This window comes from Streptomyces sp. DSM 120436 (genome assembly GCF_055778765.1).
Map to the genome: position 1 here is coordinate 896,102 of NZ_JBSKBS010000002.1, position 17,519 is coordinate 913,620.

Consider the following 17,519-nt stretch of genomic DNA (forward strand, 5'->3'; position numbering starts at 1 on the left):
ATGTTCGCTCCCCCGTCCCCCAGCCTGCCGCGCGCCCTGCCCGCCGAGCACCGGGCACGGCTCATGGCCACCGCGCGCGAGGTGTCCTTCCCGCAGGGGACCCGACTGTTCGAGGAGGGCGCCCGGGCGGACCGGTTCTGGGTGATCCGGACCGGCACCGTGGAGCTGGACATGCGCGTGCCGGGCCGCCGGGCCGCCCTGATCGGACGCCTCGGGCACAACGAGCTGGTCGGCTGGTCGTGGCTGTTCACCCCGCACGTCTGGCACCTGGGCGCCGAGGCGGCCACCCCGGTGCGGGCGTACGAGTTCGACGCCGCGTCCGTCCTCGCCCTGTGCGCGGAGGACCCGGAGCTGGGCCGGGAGGTCACCCGCTGGGTGGGCGAGGTGGTGGCCCACCGGCTGCACTCCGCCCGGGTCCGGCTGCTCGACCTGTTCGGCCCGTACGGCGCCGGTGCGGCTGTGTGAGGGTGGCCGCCCGCGCCGTACGGGGCCCGCCGGTCCGCCCGTGGGACCGGTGGGCTCCCGTTCTTCCGCCCGGGCGCGCCCCGCGGTTGCTACGTCCTCGTCAAAGGGCAGTGACCGAATCGTGTCGGGGCGCGGCTAGGGTGGCTGCCCATGTGGCCAGGACAGCAGCCGCCCGGGGGCGAGCAGAACCCGCAGTCGAACAATCCGTACCAGCAGCCGGGGTACCAGCAGCCGAACCCGTACCAGCAGCCCGGCTACCCGCAGCCGAACCCGTACCAGCAGCAGCCGCAGTGGGGCGAGCCGTCCACGGTGGGCATGCCGCAGCCGGGGGACGGCGGCGGTGGCGGGAACAACCGCACCAAGCTGGTGGCGATCATCGCGGCGACGGCCGTGGTCGTGGCCGCGGGCGTGACGGGCTTCCTGGTGCTCGGCGGCGACAAGGACGACGAGGCCGACGGCGGGAAGAGCGCCAAGCCGAGCGCGACCGCGTCCGAGGACACCTCCGCCGGGCCGACCCCCTCACCCTCGGAGAACAACCCGCGCGGCGGCGAGGAGGAGAAGGCGACCATCCCCGGATGGCAGGTCGTCGTCAACACGCGCTTCGGCACCAAGTTCGACGTGCCGGCCGACTGGGAGATCGAGACGCCGGGCACCTCCGTCGGCTTCGAGTGGGAGGAGGAGGACGGTGAGCTGGGCCGCACCTCCGTCACCGCTCCCGCCTACCTGAAGTCCAAGTGGTGCACCGCCGACGAGAACAGGGACGGCCGCATGGAGGACACCGCCCTGGCCACCGCCGGCACCCGCGGTGAGAACGGCGCCAGGAACACCCAGGAGGCGGCCGAGACCCGTGTGCCATGGTGGATCTTCGGCGGGTACACGCAGCCCGACAAGAAGAGCGTGAAGCAGGACGAGCCGAAGCCCTACACGACGAAGTCCGGGATCACCGGACACGTGGTCACGGCCCACTCGGAGGGCACGCCCCAGAAGGGCAAGTGCGACAGCGAGGGCAAGGCGATCACGTTCGCGTTCAAGAACGGCGCGGGCGACTTCGTCACCTGGAACCTGTACGGCGCGGCGGGCGTGAAGGACGAGATCCCCGAGGCGACCGTCCAGAAGATCCTCAGCACGGTCCGTCTGACCGAGGAGGCGCCGGAGGAGGGGTGACGGTCCGGGCCCGCTCGTGAACGGGCCCGGAACCCGTTTGGCAAGTCGGCCCCCTCCCGGCGATAGTCACCGGGTGCCGACCACCGCCGACCGCCGCCGCCCCGCCTGGGCCGGCCGCAACTACACGCTGCTGACCGCCTCCGCCGTGGTGACCAACCTGGGCAGCCACGGCGCGCTGATCGCCGCCGCGTTCGCCGTGCTGGACGCGGGCGGCGACGGCGGGGACGTGGGTCTGGTGGCCGCCGCCCGCACCCTGCCGCTCGTGCTGTTCCTGCTGATCGGCGGGGCCGTCGCGGACCGGCTGCCGCGACACCGGGTGATGGTCGCGGCCAACGTCCTGAACTGCGTCTCGCAAGCCGCGTTCGCCGCGCTGGTCCTCGCGGGCGAGGCGCGGCTGTGGCAGATGATGCTGCTCAGCGCGCTCGGCGGCGCCGGGCAGGCGTTCTTCAACCCGGCCGCCGAGGGCATGCTGCTCTCCTCCGTCGACGGCGAGCAGGCGGGCCGCGCGTTCGCGATGTTCCGGATGGCGATGCACGGGGCGACGCTGGGCGGCGCCGCGCTCGGCGGGGCGATGGTGGCCGCGATCGGGCCGGGCTGGGTGCTGGCGGTGGACGCGGCGGCCTTCGCGGTCGCGGCGGTGCTGCGGGCGTTCCTCGACGTGCGGCACATCCCGCCGCGCGAGCCGGGCGGCGGGATGCTCGCCGACCTGCGGGACGGCTGGCGGGAGTTCACCGGCCGGCCGTGGCTGTGGGGCATCGTCGTGCAGTTCTCCCTCGCCAACGCGGTCGTCGGCGCGGCCGACGCGGTCTACGGTCCGCTCGTCGCCCGCGACCATCTGGGCGGGGCCGCGCCGTGGGGTGTCGCGCTGGCGTTCTTCGGCGGCGGCACGGTGACGGGAGCGCTGCTGATGACCCGCTGGCAGCCACGCCGTCTGCTGCTGGTGGGCACCCTGTGCGTGTTCCCGCTGGCGCTGCCGTCCGCCGCGCTCGCCGTGCCCGTCCCGGTGGCGGTGCTGTGCGCGGTGATGTTCCTGACCGGACTGTCCGTGGAGGTGTTCGGCGTCTCCTGGATGACCGCGCTGCACCAGGAGATACCCGAGGAGAAGCTGTCCCGGGTGTGCGCCTACGACTGGTTCGGCTCGGTCGCGCTGGTCCCGGCGGCGATGGCCCTCGCGGGCCCGGCGGAGTCGGCGTTCGGCCGCCCGGAGGCCCTCTGGGGCTGCGCCGCCCTGGTCGTGGTGGTCACGGCGGCGGTCCTCACGGTCCCGGACGTCCGGAACCTCCGCCGCCGCACCAAGCAGGTCACGGGCGCCGTGCGGGGCGCCGCCCGGGAGCAGGACGGGGCCGGTACTGCCGCCGGCCGGCTGCGGCCCGGCGGCGACTGATCGCGCAGTTCCCCGCGCCCCTGGAGGGGCCGATCCCGCCGTCGCCCACAGAACCAGGCCGCTGCGGCGCCCACGCGCGCCGGCCGGCTACGGCCCGGTGGGGGCAAGCACGCAGTTCCCCGCGCCCCTGAGAGTGCGGAACCACCGTCATCCTCCGATGGACGGCAATCGACGCGAACGCCCCGACGACGTCCCCAGAGCCGCGGGGACCCGCGCATGCGCCGCCCCTCAGGGGCGCGGGGAACTGCGCGGACAATCCCCACGGCGCCGCAGCCGACCGGCCACCACCACCCCCACAAGGGGCGCGGGGAACTGCGCGGGCAGCCCCCGCAGCGCCGCTCCCGCCCCTCAACCGATCGCGAACGCCCCTGAAGGCGGCAGCGGGGACGGGACCGCCGTGCCGTCGTGGACCGGGTCGGCGTCGCCCACGAAGCCACGCAGGGACGGCCCGTGTTCGACCCGCGCCGGAAAGGGATCCGCCGCGGTCGCCCGCGACAGAGCCGGAATGTCCCACACGCGGTCGGACGCCGCGAGCACCACGTTCCCGAACCGCCGCCCCCGCAGGACCGCCGGTTCGGCGATCAGCGCCGGCTCCGCGAACCGCGTCGCCACCGTCGCCAGTTGTGAGCGCAGGAAGGCGAACGGGGCCGCGTCCGCGAGGTTGGCGAGATAGATCCCGCCGGGCCGCAGCACCCGGGCGACCTCGTCGACGTAGCCGACGGTGGTGAGGTGCGCGGGCACCCGGGAACCGCCGAAGACGTCGGCGACCAGGACGTCCGCGCTGCCCTCGGGGGCCGCCTCCAGCCAGGCGCGGGCGTCCGCGGTGTGCACGATGACGCCGGCGCCGGGCGGGAGCGGCAGGTGTTCGGCGACCAGGCCGGCCAGCGCCCCGTCGGCCTCGACGACGTGCTGGCGGGAGCCGGGCCGGGTGGCGGCGAGGTAGCGGGGCAGGGTCATCGCGCCGCCGCCGAGGTGCACGGCGTCCAGGGGCGCGCCGGGTGCGCCGGCCACGTCGAGGAGGTGCCCGAGCCGCCGGGCGTACTCGAACTCCAGGTGGGTCGGCTCGTCCAGGTCGACGTAGGACTGGGGGGCGCCGTCGACGGTCAGCAGCCAGGCCCGTTCCCGGTCGACGTCGGGCATCAGCTTGGCGGTGCCGTGGTCGACGGCGCGGGACACGGGGAGGGGCTCGCTCACCGTCCCATTGTGCCGCCGCCCCCGCACCCGGCCGCCCGCCCCCCGGTGACGGGGTCGGGCGGCCGGTCACGTGCGCGTCAGGGACTCACGCGACCTCCGTCACCGTCCCGGCGCCGACCGTGCGCCCGCCCTCGCGGACGGCGAAGCCGAGGCCCGGCTCCAGCGGCACGTCGCGCCCCAGCTCCACGGTGACGGTCACCGTGTCCCCGGGCCGCGCCACCGCCGCCTCGCCGAGGTCGACGTTCCCGACGACGTCCGCGGTGCGGATGTAGAACTGCGGCCGGTACCCGGTCGACAGCGGTGTCGTACGGCCGCCCTCGCGGGCGGACAGCACGTACAGCCGCGCCGTGAACCGCCGGCTGGGCGTCACGCTGCCGGGCGCGGCCACCACGTGCCCGCGCCGTACCGCGTCGCGCGGCACCCCGCGCAGCAGCAGCGCCACGTTGTCCCCGGCCTGCGCCTCCTCCATCGGCTTGCCGAAGGTCTCCAGCCCGGTCACCACGGTCTCGGTCTCCGCGCCGAGCACCTGCACCCGGTCGCCGACCCGGACGGTGCCGCGCTCGACCGCGCCGGTGACGACGGTGCCCCGGCCGGTGATGGTGAGCACGTTCTCCACCGGCAGCAGGAACGGCGCGTCCAGATACCGCTCGGGCACGGGCACATAGGTGTCCACCGCGTCGAGCAGCGCCTCGACCGCCGCGGTCCAGCGCGGGTCGCCCTCGAGCGCCTTGAGTCCGGAGACCCGGACGACGGGCGCCGCGTCGCCGCCGTAGCCGTGCGCGGAGAGCAGCTCGCGGACCTCCAGCTCGACCAGGTCGGTCAGCTCCTCGTCCCCCGCGTCGGCCTTGTTGAGCGCGACGACGATGTGGTCGACGCCCACCTGCCGCGCGAGCAGGACGTGTTCGGCGGTCTGCGGCATGATCCCGTCCAGCGCGGAGACGACGAGGATCGCCCCGTCGAGCTGGGCGGCGCCGGTGACCATGTTCTTGACGTAGTCGGCGTGGCCGGGCATGTCGACGTGCGCGTAGTGCCGGGTGTCGGTCTCGTACTCGACGTGCGCGATGTTGATGGTGATGCCGCGGGCGGCCTCCTCGGGGGCGCGGTCGATGCGGTCGAACGGCACGAAGCCGGCGGAGCCGCGCTCGGCGAGGACCTTGGTGATGGCGGCGGTCAGGGTCGTCTTGCCGTGGTCGACATGGCCCATCGTGCCGATGTTGAGGTGCGGTTTGGTGCGGACGTACGCCGTCTTGGACATGGCGGTACCGGAAAGCCTTTCGGGTGATGACGCGTCAGGCCCCGGGCGCGGCGGATCGGCGCGCGGCCGGGGCGGGGACCCCGGGGAACCTGGCCGACCCTCCCCCTGCGGGGTCCGCCGGGTGATCCGGGGAGGGTCAGCTTCGGGCGCCGTCGACTGCGGCGAGGAGAGCGGGGACGGCAGCCTTCGGGGCATCCGCGACGGCGGATGCGGCGAGAAGGAAGGCGTACCGGAACATGCCGTCGATCCTTGCCGACGCGGCGCCCCGCGTCGAACGGTTTTCCGCGAAGCGGAAGTCCGCCCTACGGATCAGGGGTTCCCGGTGACAGGTCGTCACCGGCTCCCGGTCACGCGCCGATGTTCCTCAGGGCCTCCCTCACCGACAGCGGCGCGAACCGGCCGCCCTCGCGGGCCAGGAGGCCGCGCACCGCGTCCGGGTCGGTCCTGGCGTACTCGCGCAGGGCCCAGCCGATGGCCTTGCGGACGAAGAAGCCGGGGTGGCCGGACTGGCGCAGGCAGTACCCGAAGAGCCGCTCGGTGTCGGTGCGTTCCTTGTGGCGGAGCTGGTGGAGCAGCGCGGTGCGCACCAGCCACAGGTCGTCGTCGGCGCTCCACCGGTCCATCGCGGCGGCGAGCGCCGGGTCGGCGGCGACCAGCGCCCCGACGACGTGCGCGGCGAGCGGGTCGACGGTGTCCCACCAGGGCACGGTGGTGACGAGATGCCGGGTCACGGGCAGAAAGTCCGAGGAGCACCGCCGTACGTGCCGGCGCAGGTAGTCCACGGCGAAGTAGTGGTACTCCCGCTCGGGCAGCGCCCAGCAGCGCAGGGCGACGGCCGCGCAGTCGGCCTCGGCCGGGCGGGGCAGTCCCGCCTCGACGGTGCGGGACAGGGCGCGGCGCACCGGGGTCCTCAGGCCGAGGAAGGGCGCGACGTCCTTCATGTACGCCCGCATGGCGTCCGCCTGCCCGGGGTCGGCGGCGGACGGGTAGGCGGCGGTGAGCCGCTCCAGCACCGTGTCGGCGAGCGTGCTGTCCGGCGCCCGCGGCGGCGCCGGACCGTCTTCTGTGACGCCCATGAGACGAACACTACGGCGATCTCGCACAAATGTCGGTTAGTGTCACCGAATGCTCGATGCCACCAACCGCTCTGGGGGCACGGCCACGGCCCGTCCCCGGGCCGGCTCGTCCGACCTCGCGGTCGCCGTCCCCACGGCCGCTCCCGTTCTCGCGCCCTCGCCGGGTCCCGCCGGCCGTTGCGCGAGAGTCCTGCTGTCGCCGTGGTCACGGCTGTCCCTGCTGGTCGTCCTGCTCGCCTCGGCGGCGGCGGTCATGGTGGTGCTGGAGCCGCAGCAGCTGCTGACCGACGGTCTGCCGGTCCGGCTCGGCGGTGCCGCGGCCGTCGTCGCCTACGCGGTGGCGTACGGGGCGTGCACGGTGGCGTTCGTGCCGCGCCCGCTGCTGAACCTCGCCTCGGGGGCGCTGTTCGGCTCCCAGTTCGGGCTGGTCGCGGCGCTGGGCGGCACGGTGCTGGGTGCCGGGCTGGCGTTCTGCCTGGGGCGGGCGCTCGGCCAGAAGGCGCTGCGTCCGCTGTTGCGCGGGCGCTGGCTGAAGGCCGCGGACGACCAGCTCAGCCGGCACGGTTTCCGGTCGATGCTGGCGGCGCGGCTGTTCCCCGGCATCCCGTTCGCCGCCACCAACTACTGCGCCTCGGTCTCCCGGATGGGCCTGCTGCCGTTCCTGCTGGCGACGGCGCTCGGCTCGGTCCCGAACACCGCCGCCTACGTCGTGGCGGGCGCCCGCGCCTCCACCCCGACGTCCCCGGCCTTCCTGATCGCGCTGGCCTGCATCGCCGTGCCGGGCCTCGCGGGCGCGGCCGTGGCGTGGCGCAAGCGGCACCGGCTGCGCGCCCCATAGGACACCGGGCCGCCGCCGGGCCGGCGGAATGCCGGCGCCGCTCGACGGTCACCGCGTCGGCGGGACCGCCGGCCGCGCGCCTGGTCCGCGGGGCGCACCGCGCGCCGCGCTCCCGCAGGGCGCGGACCGGGGTGGCCGTCAGGCGGGCGCCGCTCGCGCCGAGCGGGCTGCCGTGGGCGAAGGCCGTCGCCGTACCCCCCTGCGCGAGGTGTGTCCCGGCGACGGCCGCTCCGGCCGGCTCGTGCGCACCGCCGGCGCGCCGCGCGACCTCCCGGCCACGCGCCCGCGCCGGCCGGCCGGCGCCGGGATCCGCACCCCGCACCCCCGGCCGCCCCGGCGTCACCCGTACGGACGCGGGCTGCCATCGGACCTTCGCCGGGGCTTCATCTCCGGGCGCTACAGTTCGCCGTCGGCGCGCCCGATGATCGACAGCACCGCACCCGGCGGTGGGGGTGTGCCCTTCGACCTTTCCGCGATCGGCACTTGGACTCCGCTGCCCCATGTCTTGGTTTGAATCCCTGATCCTCGGACTCGTCCAGGGTCTGACCGAGTTCCTGCCCGTCTCCTCCAGCGCGCACCTGCGGCTGACCGCGGCCTTCTCCGGCTGGGAGGACCCCGGCGCGGCCTTCACCGCGATCACCCAGATCGGCACGGAGACCGCGGTGCTGATCTACTTCCGCGAGGACATCGGACGCATCCTGTCCGCATGGACGCGCTCGCTGACCGACAAGGAGATGCGCCGGGACCAGGACGCCCGCATGGGCTGGCTGGTCATCGTCGGCTCCCTCCCGATCGGTGTGCTCGGGGTGACGCTCAAGGACCAGATCGAGGGGCCGTTCCGCGACCTGCGGCTAACGGCGGCGATGCTGATCGGCATGGGCATCGTGCTCGGCGTCGCCGACCGGCTGGCGGCGCGCGCGGAGAGCGGCGGCAGGCACCGGGTGGCCGCGCCCCGCAAGGAGCTGGGCGACCTGACCGTCAGGGACGGCCTGATCTACGGCGTGTGCCAGGCGATGGCCCTGATCCCGGGCGTCTCCCGCTCCGGAGCCACCATCAGCGGCGGCCTGTTCATGGGCTACCGGCGGGAGGCCGCGGCCCGCTACTCGTTCCTGCTCGCCATCCCGGCGGTGCTGGCGTCCGGCCTGTTCGAGCTGAAGGACGCGGCGGACGGCGGTCACGTCTCGTGGGGGCCGACGCTCTTCGCCACGGTGATCGCGTTCGTCACCGGGTACGCCGTGATCGCGTGGTTCATGAAGTTCATCTCGACCAAGAGCTTCATGCCGTTCGTCTGGTACCGGATCGCGCTCGGCGTGGTGATCATCGTCCTGGTCGCCGTCGGCGCGCTCAGTCCGCACGCGGCGGAGTCGGCGGGCTGAGCGTCCCGGGGACGCGGCGCGCGGGAGCGGTCCGGCCGCGGACCGTCCGCCCGGGACGTGACCGCGGCACGTGACCGAACCCATACGGGTCCGGTAGCCGTCCGGTAGCGCACCGTCAGTCCATGGCCCTAGGCTGGTCCGCATGTCCCCCGACTTAACGCCCCCTGGTTCCGTGCGGTCCGCCGCCGAGGTGAACGAGCAGATCCGCGCCCTGTGGCTGCGGGCGGGCGGCTCCCTGTCCGCCCAGGAGCGCGAGGAGTACGAGATGCTGGTCGTCGAGTGGGCGGCCGCGATCCGCGGCCGGGTCGTCGAAGCGGCCTGACCTCCCGCCCTCTCCGCGTCCCCGGTCAGCGTCCGCCCGCGACCCGCAGCACCGTCCCCGTGGTGTACGAGGCGTCCGGCGACATCAGCCAGGCGACCGCCGCCGCGATCTCCTCCGCCTGTCCCGCCCGCCGGAGCGGAATGCTCCCGGCCATCTCCCGGACGCGGTCCGGCGCCCCCATCGCCGCGTGCATCTCCGTGTCGATCAGGCCCGGAGCCACCGCGTTGACCCGCACGCCGGCCGGCCCGAGCTCCTTCGACAGTCCCACGGTCAGGGCGTCGACGGCGGCCTTGGTCGCCGCGTAGTGCACGTACTCGCCGGGGCTGCCCAGGGTGGCGGCGCCCGACGAGATGTTCACGATCACGCCCTCGCCGCGCGGCGTCATCAGCTGGGCGGCCCGCCGCGCGCACAGCAGCGTGCCGGTGACGTTGACGTCGACGACCCGCCGCAGGGTGTCCGTGCCGACCTCGGTGAAGGGGCCGAGCGGCCCGGTCACCGCCGCGTTGTTCACCAGCCCCGTCAGCGGCCCGAGTTCGCGCTCCGCCACCGCGAACAGCCGCTCCACGTCGGCCTCGACGGCGGTGTCCGCCCGCACGGTCACCGCCCGCGCCCCGGCGGCCCGTACGTCCTCGGCCACTTTCTCGGCGGCGTCGGCGTCCCGGACGTAGTTCACCGCCACGTCGTGCCCCTCCGCCGCCAGCCGCCGGCAGGTCGCGGCGCCGATGCCCCGGCTTCCGCCGGTGACCACCGTGACCAGACGCTTCATGAGTACCTCCGGGCGTGGAACGCGGGACGAGGATCCCCAGATTCGCATGACGCGCGCCCCGGTGTCGCCCGGGCGGGCGGTGTGATCGACTGAAACCGTCGTGCGGCGCGTCCGGCCGGGTCCGGCACGCACACTGGAGGCACCGCGGGGTAGGGAGGCGCCCATGAAGACCGTCGGCCACCACCTCGCCTCCCCGTGGCGCCGCTCGGCCGCCGCCGCGGCCGTGGGCGCCCTGCCCGTCCTGGCCTTCCCCGCCCCGAACCTGTGGTGGATCGCCTATGTCGCCCTGGTCCCCTGGCTGCTGCTGATCCGCACCGCGCCGACCGGGCGGCGGGCCGCCTTCGACGGCTGGTGGGGCGGGTTCGGGTTCATGCTGGCCATGCACCACTGGCTGCTGCCCAGCCTGCACGTGTTCACGTTCGTCCTCGCCGCGCTGCTGGGCGCGCTGTGGGCGCCGTGGGGGTGGCTGGTGCGCCGGACGCTGGGCGGGGCGCCGTCCGGGGGCCGGGTCGCGGCCGCGCTGCTGGTGGTGCCGTCGGGCTGGCTGACGATCGAACTGATCCGCTCCTGGCAGGGGCTCGGCGGGCCGTGGGGCGTGCTGGGCGCGAGCCAGTGGCGGGTGGAGGCCGCGCTGCGGCTGGCGTCGGTGGGCGGGGTGTGGCTGCCGAGCTTCCTGGTGGTGGCGCTGAACGTCGCCGTGACCGTGCTGGTCGCGGTGCGCCGGGCGCGGGTGCCGGCCGTGGCGGGACTGGTCGCCGTGGCCGCCGCCGGGTCCGCCGCGTGGGTGGGATCGCCGCGCCCTGACCCCACCGGGGAGCGGGCGCGGATCGCGGTCGTCCAGCCGGGGGTGGTGTCCGGACGGGACAGCGCCGACCGCCGCTTCGACCGCGAGGAGCGGCTCACCCGTCAACTCGTCGGTCAGGGCGTCGACCTGGTCGTCTGGGGGGAGAGCAGCGTCGGCTTCGACCTGGGCGACCGCCCCGACCTCGCCCGGCGGCTGGCCGCGCTGTCCCGCGGGACGGACGCGGAGATCCTGGTCAACGTGGACGCCCGGCGCTCGGACCAGCCCGGCATCTACAAGAGCTCGGTGCTGATCGGTCCGGACGGCCCGACCGGCGACCGGTACGACAAGATGCGGCTGGTGCCGTTCGGTGAGTACATCCCGGCCCGCTCGCTGCTGGGCTGGGCGACCTCCGTCGGAAAGGCGGCCGGCGAGGACCGGCGGCGGGGCTCCGAGCAGGTCGTCATGGACGTGGGGGACGGCCTGCGGATCGGCCCGATGGTGTGCTTCGAGTCGGCGTTCCCCGACATGGGCCGCCACCTCGCGCAGGACGGCGCCGGCGTCCTGCTCGCGCAGTCCGCCACGTCGACGTTCCAGCGGAGCTGGGCGCCCGGGCAGCACGCCTCGCTGGCCGCGCTGCGCGCCGCCGAGACCGGCCGCCCGATGGTGCACGCCACCCTGACCGGGGTGTCCGCCGTGTACGGCGCGGACGGCGGGCGCATCGGCCCGCGGCTCGGCACGGACGCCTCCGCCGCGCAGGTGTACGACGTGTCGCCGGCGCGGGGCACCACGCCGTACGTCCGCTTCGGCGACTGGCCCCCGCAGGCGGCGCTGCTCGTCCTCGCGGTCTACGGCGTGGTGGAGTCGGCGCGGTCTAGGCGAGCCGCTCGTCGACCGCTCGTACCACCCGTTCGCACAGCTCATGGGTCGCCAGTGCGTCACGGGCGCTGAGCACCTCGCCGGCGCGCACCGCGTCCAGGAAGGCGAGCGCCGCCTGCTCGATGCCGCGCTGCCGGGACACCGGCACCCAGTCGCCGCGCCGCCGTACGGTCGGTTGCCCCTTGTGGTCGATCACCTCGGCGAGGTTGACCACCTGGCGCTTGGAGTCCTGGCCGGAGACCTCGAGGATCTCCTCGGAGGAGCCGCTGAGCCGGTTCATCACGCCGAGGGCGGTGAAGCCGTCGCCGGCGAGCTGGAGCACCACGTGGTGCAGCAGCCCGTCCTCGGTGCGGGCGCGGACCGTCACGTCGTCGACCTGCCCGGGCACCAGGAAGCGCAGGGTGTCCACGACGTGGATGAAGTCGTCGAGGATCGTCCGGCGGGGCTCCTCCGGCAGCCCGGCCCGGTTCTTCTGCATGAGGATCAGCTCGCGCGGGTGGTCCGCGCACTGCGCGTAGCCGGGGGCGTGACGCCGGTTGAAGCCGACCGCGAGGCTGGTGCCGCGCTCCTCGGCGAGCGTCACCAGCCGCTCGGAGTGGGCGAGTTCGTAGGCGAGCGGCTTGTCGACGTACGTCGGCACGCCCGCCTCGAGCAGCCGGGTCACGATCCGCGGGTGGACGTCGGTCGGGGCGTGCACGAAGGCCGCGTCGAGGCCCGCGCCGATCAGCGCGTCGAGGTCGGCGTGGCGGTGCCCGGCCGGCAGGTGGAGGGCGTCGCCGACCCGTTCCAGCGTGGCCGGGGTGCGGGTCTGCAGGTGCAGCTCCACCCCGGGCTGGACGGCGAGCACCGGGAGGTACGCCTTCTGCGCGATGTCGCCGAGCCCGATGCAGCCGACCTTCACGGTGTGTTCTCCTCTGGTCCTTGCCTGACCTGGTCCGCTGCGAGCATACGGGGTGCCTTGGAGCCGTCCCCGTCCGCACCGGACGGCCCTCCCGGCGGCCGCCAGTCGGCGACGCCGTCGAACCCGCGCAGGAACAGCGACGGCGCCGCCCTGGACAGCGCGGCCAGCGCGGTGTCCCGTGCGGCCGTGCCGATGCGGCCGGTCGTCAGCACGTTGAGCCGGGCCACCCGCACCGCCCGGCGTGAGACGGCCGTGGTGCGCGGGAGGCGGGCGGCGGTGTAGCCGGGGAGGCCGTCGGCGACGGGGGCGTGCGCGGACCCGGGCATGCCCGGGCGGGGGAAGGCGAGGGTGACCGCGTCCTCGACGGCCTGGTTGCCGCCCTGGCCGAGGGTGGGCGGCATGGCGTGCGCGGCGTCGCCGACGAGCGCCACGCGGCCCCGGTGGAAGGCGGGCAGCGGCTCGGCGATGTGGTGGACGTCGTGCCGCAGGACGTCCTCGGGCCGGACGGCGGCCAGCACCTCGGGGACCGGGCTGTGCCAGTCGCCGTAGCGGCGCAGCAGTTCGGCCCGCTCGTCGTCCGGGGCCCGCTCCCCCGCGGGCGCGACGGCGGCGGCGTAGGCGTACACCCGGCCGTCCTTGAGGGGGTGGGTGCCCCAGATGCGGCCGCGGCCCCAGGTCTCGTGCGAGGGGAACGCGACGCCGGGCAGCGGGATCACGGCCCGCCAGGTGGTGAAGCCGCTGTAGACGGTGCCGGGGTGGCCGGGGAAGAGGGCGCCGCGCACGGCGGAGCGGATGCCGTCGGCGGCCACCACCAGGTCGGCCTCCAGTTCGCCTCCGGGTGTCTCCACGCGGGCCGGCCTGCGGGGGTCGCCCGGGACGCCGGGGTCGGTCAGCCGGGCGGGGGCGCCGGTGCGGACCGTGCCGGACGGGAGCCGTCCGGCGAGGTGGCCGACGAGGGTGGCGCGGTGCAGCAGGACGAGCGGGCCGCCGAAGCGTTCGGCCGCCGCGGCGGCGTCGGTGCGGGCCAGCCACCGGCCGCTCGGGGCGCGCAGCCCGCCGTCGCCCTGCCAGGCGGAGAGGGCGCGGATGTCGTCGCCCAGGCCGATGACGTCCAGTGCGCGGAGTGCGTTGGGGGACAGGGAGATCGCCGCGCCCACCGGCTCGAGGGAAGGGGCGCGCTCCAGGACGGTCACGTGCGTTCCGCGCAGGTGCAGGGCCGCGGCCGCCGTCAGTCCGCCGATCCCCCCGCCGATCACGATCACCCGTTCGACCGCTGCCATGGCTCCTCCTCGTGGCCGCTGACTACATCTGTAGTGGACCTTCGACTCCAACGTACTACATCCGTAGTGAGACGGGTAGGTTGACCTCCATGTCCGAACGCACCACCGTCGGCGCCCGCGCCGGCCTCGTCGCCGACACCGCCCTCGCCCTGCTCGCCGAGCGGGGCATGCGGGGCCTGACCCACCGGGCGGTGGACGAGGCGGCCGGGCTCCCCCAGGGCTCCACGTCCAACGTGGCGCGCACCCGGCAGGCGCTGCTGGAACTGGCGGTGCGCCGCCTCGCCGACCGGGAGGAGCGGGTGCTGGCCCTCCACGAGCTGCCCGACCCCCGCGGCGGCGCCGACGCCCTGCTGGACGCCCTGGCCCTGACCGTCCACCGCGCGCTGACGCACCACCACGAGCTGACCCTCGCCCGCTACGAACTCGCCCTGGAGGCCACCCGCCGCCCCGAACTCCGCGCCCACTTCGACGCGGCCGGCGCCCGCTTCCGCGACCGCCTCACCGCCCTCGTCACGGCGATGGGCTCCACGTCCCCGGCCCGCCACGCCCTGTCCCTGGCCGCCTGGGCCGACGGCCTCCTCTTCTCCTGCGTGGCGGGCTCCTACCACGCCCAGGTGCCGTCGGTGCCGGACATCCGCACCGACCTGCGGGAACTCCTCGACGGGATGCTGGGGACCGCGGGGCGCCGGCCGCAGCCGGAGGAGTGACCCCCGGTCTCACCGCGACGAGACCGGGCAGCAGCACCGCATGAAGCCCTCCCGCGTTCCACGTCGGCCGCGACCACGCTCGACGCGCCGGACGCCCGGGAGCCGGCGGGGTTCTGCCAGGCCTTGCTCGGGTGGCCGGTACGGACGCCCGGACCGGACCGGTTCGAGATCGGCCCGTCCGACGGCGGCGCCGGGCCGTCGTGCCGGACGGAGCCGCTCTTCACCCCTGCACGACGGCCGCCCGCACGGTCCGGGCAGCAGATGACGACGCACCTGGACATCGAGGGGGACGGTCTGTCGTCGGCGGCCGAACGTGCCGTCGCCCTGGGGGCGGCCGTGGCGGATCTCCAGCCGCGAGGACGACGCGCGGGTCCTCTACGGCCCGGTGGGCCACCCGTTCTGCCTCTTCGCGCGCACCGGCGCGAGCACCTGACCGTGACACCGGCGCCGCACCGCCCCGCGACCTGCCGCCGCAAAGCCCTTGGCGTGAGGCCGCGTCGACGGGAAAGGATGCGGACATGACGTCCCAGCACACGCCTTTCCAGCACACGCACTTCCAGCACACGACTTCCCAGCGCACCGAACCCGCGCCGGACGCCGATGAACGGGCCATGCATGCTCGAGGGGTGGCTCGACTACCACCGCGCGACGCTCGCCCAAAAGTGCGAGGGGCTGACGGACGAACAGGTGCGGACCGCCTCGGTGCCGCCGTCGGACCTGTCACTGATGGGGCTGGTGCGGCACATGGCGGAGGTGGAGCGCTCGTGGTTCCGCCGGGTGTTCGCCGGTGAGGAGGCGGGGCCGATCTACTACGGCGAGGCCGACCCGGACGGCGAGTTCCACCCCGGCGAGGCGGACACCTGGAAGGACGCCTACGAGACCTGGCAGGCGGAGATCGAGGCCGCCCGCCGCACCGCGTCCGGTCACACCCTGGACGACCTCTCCCGCGGGCGGCACCGTTCCCGTCCCGAGCCGTACTCCCTGCGCTGGATCTACACGCACATGATCGAGGAGTACGCCCGGCACAACGGCCACGCGGACCTGATCCGGCAGCGGATCGACGGCGCCACCGGCGAGTGACGTCACCCCCCGTGCCGGCGGGGCCCCCGAAGGTGGGCGGACATCACCCGTGCGGGGTAGACCCGCGCCTGTCCGTCCACCGCCCGGCGGGCGGAACCAGCAAAGTGGCGGGGGTGCAGCGAACGACGACCACAGCAACGCTTCTGGTGACCGTGGCGGTCGCCGCCCTCTCGGGCTGTGTGACGGTCCAGCGTCCCCTCGCGCCGGGCCCGGCGACCGCGCCGCCGCACGGCGCCGGGCACGACGCGGCGGGACACGGCGCCTCCCCGGCCGAGCAGGCGCCGGCGCGTGAGGCCCTGCGGAGGACCCCGGCCGACGCGCCCGAGGCGTCGCCGTCGGACCGGGCCACCCCGAAGGCGAAGCCCCCGGAACCGGACGCGCCGTCCGACGCGCGCGACGGGCAGGCGCACACGGGGCGGCCCCGGAGTCCCGAGCAGCCGCAGCCGCAGCCGCCCGGGCGCACCCCCGCGCCACGCCCGCCGGCCAAGCTGCCGGGCGGCGGGTCGCCGGACGGCGGCACGCCCGGCGGCGGCTCGGACATCTGCGCGCTGGGCAGGGAGTACGGGGGCTGGCCGGCGGACAGCCCGCAGGCGCGGATCTGCCAGGACGCCTACGGACGCTGAGCCGCACCGCGCCTCAAGGACGCCGCGGTGGGCCCGGTCCCCCGGGCGGTGTCCCGTCCTCGCCCAGCCGTGCCTCCAGCCGCCGGACGGCGTCCCGTACGCCTTGGCCGTAACGGTCGTCGGCGAGGGCGCGGGCAGCGCCCCGGGCCCGCTCCAGATGGGCGCGGGCCGCGTCGCGGCGGCCGAGGCGGGCGTAGTCGGCGGCCAGGTCGAGATGCAGCGACGGGTACAGCGCGCGCACCGCCGGAGCGTCGTCGTGGGGCGGGGTCCCGTCCGCCTCCTCGGCCGCCGTCAGCGCCCGCAGGTCCCAGGCCAGTTCGTCCTCGGGGTCGTCCTGGGTGTCGGCGAGGCAGCGGGCGAGCGTGCAGCGGTGCAGCGGGCCGCCGTGCTCGCCGATCTCGGCCCACAGGCCGAGGAAGCGGTGCCGGGCCTCCTCACGGTCCCCCGCGTGGTGCAGCATCGCCGCCTGGCCGATCCGGGTGAGCAGGGCGTCCGGCGCCGCCTGCTCCTGTCGCTCCGCCACCGCGCCCTCCGCACCCTCGCCCGCTGTCACCCCGACGCTAACCGCAGGAACGGACGATTCCGGACAGGCCGCCCCGCGACGTGCCGGGTGCGCAGGGCCGCGGCGCCCCTGCGCACCCGGCCGGCGGGCGGGTCAGCCCAGGTTCGGGAGGGTCCAGTCGATCGGCTGGTGCCCCTGCGCGGCCACCGCCTCGTTGATCCGGGAGAACGGCCGGGAACCGAAGAACTTCTTCGCGGACAGCGGCGAGGGGTGCGCCCCCTTCACCACCACGTGCCGGCTCTCGTCGATCAGCGGCAGCTTCTTCTGCGCGTAGTTGCCCCACAGCACGAAGACCGCCGGGTCGGGGCGGTCGGCCACCGCGCGGATCACCGCGTCGGTGAACCGCTCCCAGCCCTTCCCCTTGTGCGAGTTGGCCTCCCCCGCGCGGACCGTGAGCACCGCGTTGAGCAGCAGCACGCCCTGCCGGGCCCACGGCATCAGATAGCCGTTGTCCGGGACGGGCGTGCCCAGGTCGGCGTGCAGCTCCTTGTAGATGTTCCGCAGGGACGGCGGGATCCTCACCCCGGGCCGGACCGAGAAGCACAGCCCGTGCCCCTGGCCCTCGCCGTGGTACGGGTCCTGGCCGAGCACCAGCACCTTCACCTCGTCGTAGGGCGTGGCCTCCAGCGCCGCGAAGACCTCCTCGCGGGGCGGGTAGACGGGACCGCGCGCCCGCTCCTCCTCGACGAACTCGGTCAGCTCCTGGAAGTAGGGCTGCTGCAGCTCGTCACCCAGAACCCCGCGCCAGGACTCGGGCAGCATGGCGATGTCGGTCACGTCGATTCCCTTGCTCACGTGGTCGTTTCCCGGTCTCAGAACCTACCGGGGGCCACTGACAGCCGGCCCCGCGGCCGGCCGGGCCGGGT

The 17,519-nt window shown here is 75.2% G+C and carries 18 protein-coding genes and 1 pseudogene; 11 read left to right on the plus strand and 8 right to left on the minus strand.

Annotation, left to right across the window (positions count from 1 at the left end; all coding sequences use genetic code 11):
* From ACWH4W_RS26045 to ACWH4W_RS26055, 3 genes are all read left to right on the plus strand, one after another.
* A complete protein-coding gene (locus tag ACWH4W_RS26045) occupies positions 1–465 on the plus strand; it encodes a Crp/Fnr family transcriptional regulator (protein WP_106415263.1) in 465 nt (154 codons plus the stop codon).
* A 150-nt stretch (positions 466–615) separates the two neighbouring features.
* Positions 616–1,629, plus strand: a complete 1,014-nt coding sequence (locus ACWH4W_RS26050) for a DUF8017 domain-containing protein (protein WP_473078283.1) — start codon at positions 616–618, stop codon at positions 1,627–1,629.
* A 73-nt stretch (positions 1,630–1,702) separates the two neighbouring features.
* Positions 1,703–3,013, plus strand: coding sequence for an MFS transporter (locus ACWH4W_RS26055; RefSeq protein ID WP_473078284.1), 1,311 nt, complete (start codon positions 1,703–1,705; stop codon positions 3,011–3,013).
* Between the two features lie 348 nt (positions 3,014–3,361).
* Here ACWH4W_RS26055 and ACWH4W_RS26060 read toward each other — a convergent pair whose 3' ends face one another.
* From ACWH4W_RS26060 to ACWH4W_RS26070, 3 genes are all read right to left on the minus strand, one after another.
* A complete protein-coding gene (locus ACWH4W_RS26060) occupies positions 3,362–4,207 on the minus strand; it encodes a spermidine synthase (RefSeq protein ID WP_473078285.1) in 846 nt (281 codons plus the stop codon).
* Between the two features lie 85 nt (positions 4,208–4,292).
* Positions 4,293–5,462 (minus strand): elongation factor Tu, encoded by a 1,170-nt coding sequence (tuf, locus tag ACWH4W_RS26065; RefSeq protein WP_473078286.1) that lies wholly within the window; start codon positions 5,460–5,462, stop codon positions 4,293–4,295.
* A 347-nt stretch (positions 5,463–5,809) separates the two neighbouring features.
* Positions 5,810–6,538 carry a DNA alkylation repair protein gene (locus ACWH4W_RS26070; protein ID WP_473078287.1) on the minus strand — a complete coding sequence of 243 codons (729 nt, stop codon included), beginning with the start codon at positions 6,536–6,538 and terminating at the stop codon, positions 5,810–5,812.
* Between the two features lie 49 nt (positions 6,539–6,587).
* Here ACWH4W_RS26070 and ACWH4W_RS26075 point away from each other — a divergent pair, with 49 nt between their 5' ends.
* From ACWH4W_RS26075 to ACWH4W_RS26085, 3 genes are all read left to right on the plus strand, one after another.
* Complete coding sequence (locus ACWH4W_RS26075) at positions 6,588–7,376, plus strand: TVP38/TMEM64 family protein (protein ID WP_473078288.1); 789 nt, start codon at positions 6,588–6,590, stop codon at positions 7,374–7,376.
* 500 nt (positions 7,377–7,876) lie between these two features.
* A complete protein-coding gene (locus tag ACWH4W_RS26080) occupies positions 7,877–8,752 on the plus strand; it encodes an undecaprenyl-diphosphate phosphatase (RefSeq protein ID WP_106415255.1) in 876 nt (291 codons plus the stop codon).
* Positions 8,753–8,894: 142 nt separating this feature from the next.
* A complete protein-coding gene (locus tag ACWH4W_RS26085) occupies positions 8,895–9,074 on the plus strand; it encodes a hypothetical protein (protein ID WP_063823437.1) in 180 nt (59 codons plus the stop codon).
* 25 nt (positions 9,075–9,099) lie between these two features.
* On the opposite strand, the gene ACWH4W_RS26090 is transcribed toward ACWH4W_RS26085, so the two are convergent.
* Positions 9,100–9,840 carry an SDR family NAD(P)-dependent oxidoreductase gene (locus ACWH4W_RS26090; protein WP_473078289.1) on the minus strand — a complete coding sequence of 247 codons (741 nt, stop codon included), beginning with the start codon at positions 9,838–9,840 and terminating at the stop codon, positions 9,100–9,102.
* Between the two features lie 163 nt (positions 9,841–10,003).
* Here ACWH4W_RS26090 and lnt point away from each other — a divergent pair, with 163 nt between their 5' ends.
* A complete protein-coding gene (gene lnt, locus ACWH4W_RS26095; RefSeq protein ID WP_473078290.1) occupies positions 10,004–11,572 on the plus strand; it encodes an apolipoprotein N-acyltransferase in 1,569 nt (522 codons plus the stop codon).
* On the opposite strand, the gene ACWH4W_RS26100 is transcribed toward lnt, so the two are convergent.
* Together ACWH4W_RS26100 and ACWH4W_RS26105 are read right to left on the minus strand one after the other, a co-directional pair.
* The gene (locus ACWH4W_RS26100) at positions 11,496–12,401 is read right to left on the minus strand and encodes a Gfo/Idh/MocA family protein (protein WP_473078291.1); all 906 of its coding nucleotides are present in this window, start codon (positions 12,399–12,401) and stop codon (positions 11,496–11,498) included. The two genes, lnt and ACWH4W_RS26100, sit on opposite strands and share 77 nt — an antisense overlap.
* Positions 12,398–13,681 carry an FAD-dependent monooxygenase gene (locus ACWH4W_RS26105; protein WP_473078292.1) on the minus strand — a complete coding sequence of 428 codons (1,284 nt, stop codon included), beginning with the start codon at positions 13,679–13,681 and terminating at the stop codon, positions 12,398–12,400. The genes ACWH4W_RS26100 and ACWH4W_RS26105 overlap by 4 nt, the downstream gene beginning before the upstream one ends.
* Before the next feature lie 89 nt (positions 13,682–13,770).
* Here ACWH4W_RS26105 and ACWH4W_RS26110 point away from each other — a divergent pair, with 89 nt between their 5' ends.
* From ACWH4W_RS26110 to ACWH4W_RS26125, 4 genes and pseudogenes are all read left to right on the plus strand, one after another.
* On the plus strand, positions 13,771–14,388 hold the full coding sequence (locus tag ACWH4W_RS26110; RefSeq protein WP_473078293.1) for a TetR/AcrR family transcriptional regulator: 618 nt from the start codon (positions 13,771–13,773) through the stop codon (positions 14,386–14,388).
* A gap of 123 nt (positions 14,389–14,511) precedes the next feature.
* Positions 14,512–14,910, plus strand: a complete 399-nt coding sequence (locus ACWH4W_RS26115) for a VOC family protein (RefSeq protein ID WP_473078294.1) — start codon at positions 14,512–14,514, stop codon at positions 14,908–14,910.
* Positions 14,907–15,468, plus strand: a pseudogene (locus tag ACWH4W_RS26120) (DinB family protein). The gene ACWH4W_RS26115 and the pseudogene ACWH4W_RS26120 overlap by 4 nt, the downstream one beginning before the upstream one ends.
* Positions 15,469–15,581: 113 nt before the next feature.
* Positions 15,582–16,091 carry a hypothetical protein gene (locus ACWH4W_RS26125; RefSeq protein WP_473078295.1) on the plus strand — a complete coding sequence of 170 codons (510 nt, stop codon included), beginning with the start codon at positions 15,582–15,584 and terminating at the stop codon, positions 16,089–16,091.
* Positions 16,092–16,104: 13 nt separating this feature from the next.
* Here ACWH4W_RS26125 and ACWH4W_RS26130 read toward each other — a convergent pair whose 3' ends face one another.
* Together ACWH4W_RS26130 and ung are read right to left on the minus strand one after the other, a co-directional pair.
* Complete coding sequence (locus tag ACWH4W_RS26130) at positions 16,105–16,614, minus strand: hypothetical protein (RefSeq protein ID WP_473078296.1); 510 nt, start codon at positions 16,612–16,614, stop codon at positions 16,105–16,107.
* A 132-nt stretch (positions 16,615–16,746) separates the two neighbouring features.
* A complete protein-coding gene (gene ung / locus ACWH4W_RS26135; protein WP_473079265.1) occupies positions 16,747–17,430 on the minus strand; it encodes a uracil-DNA glycosylase in 684 nt (227 codons plus the stop codon).
* Positions 17,431–17,519 lie beyond the last annotated feature (89 nt).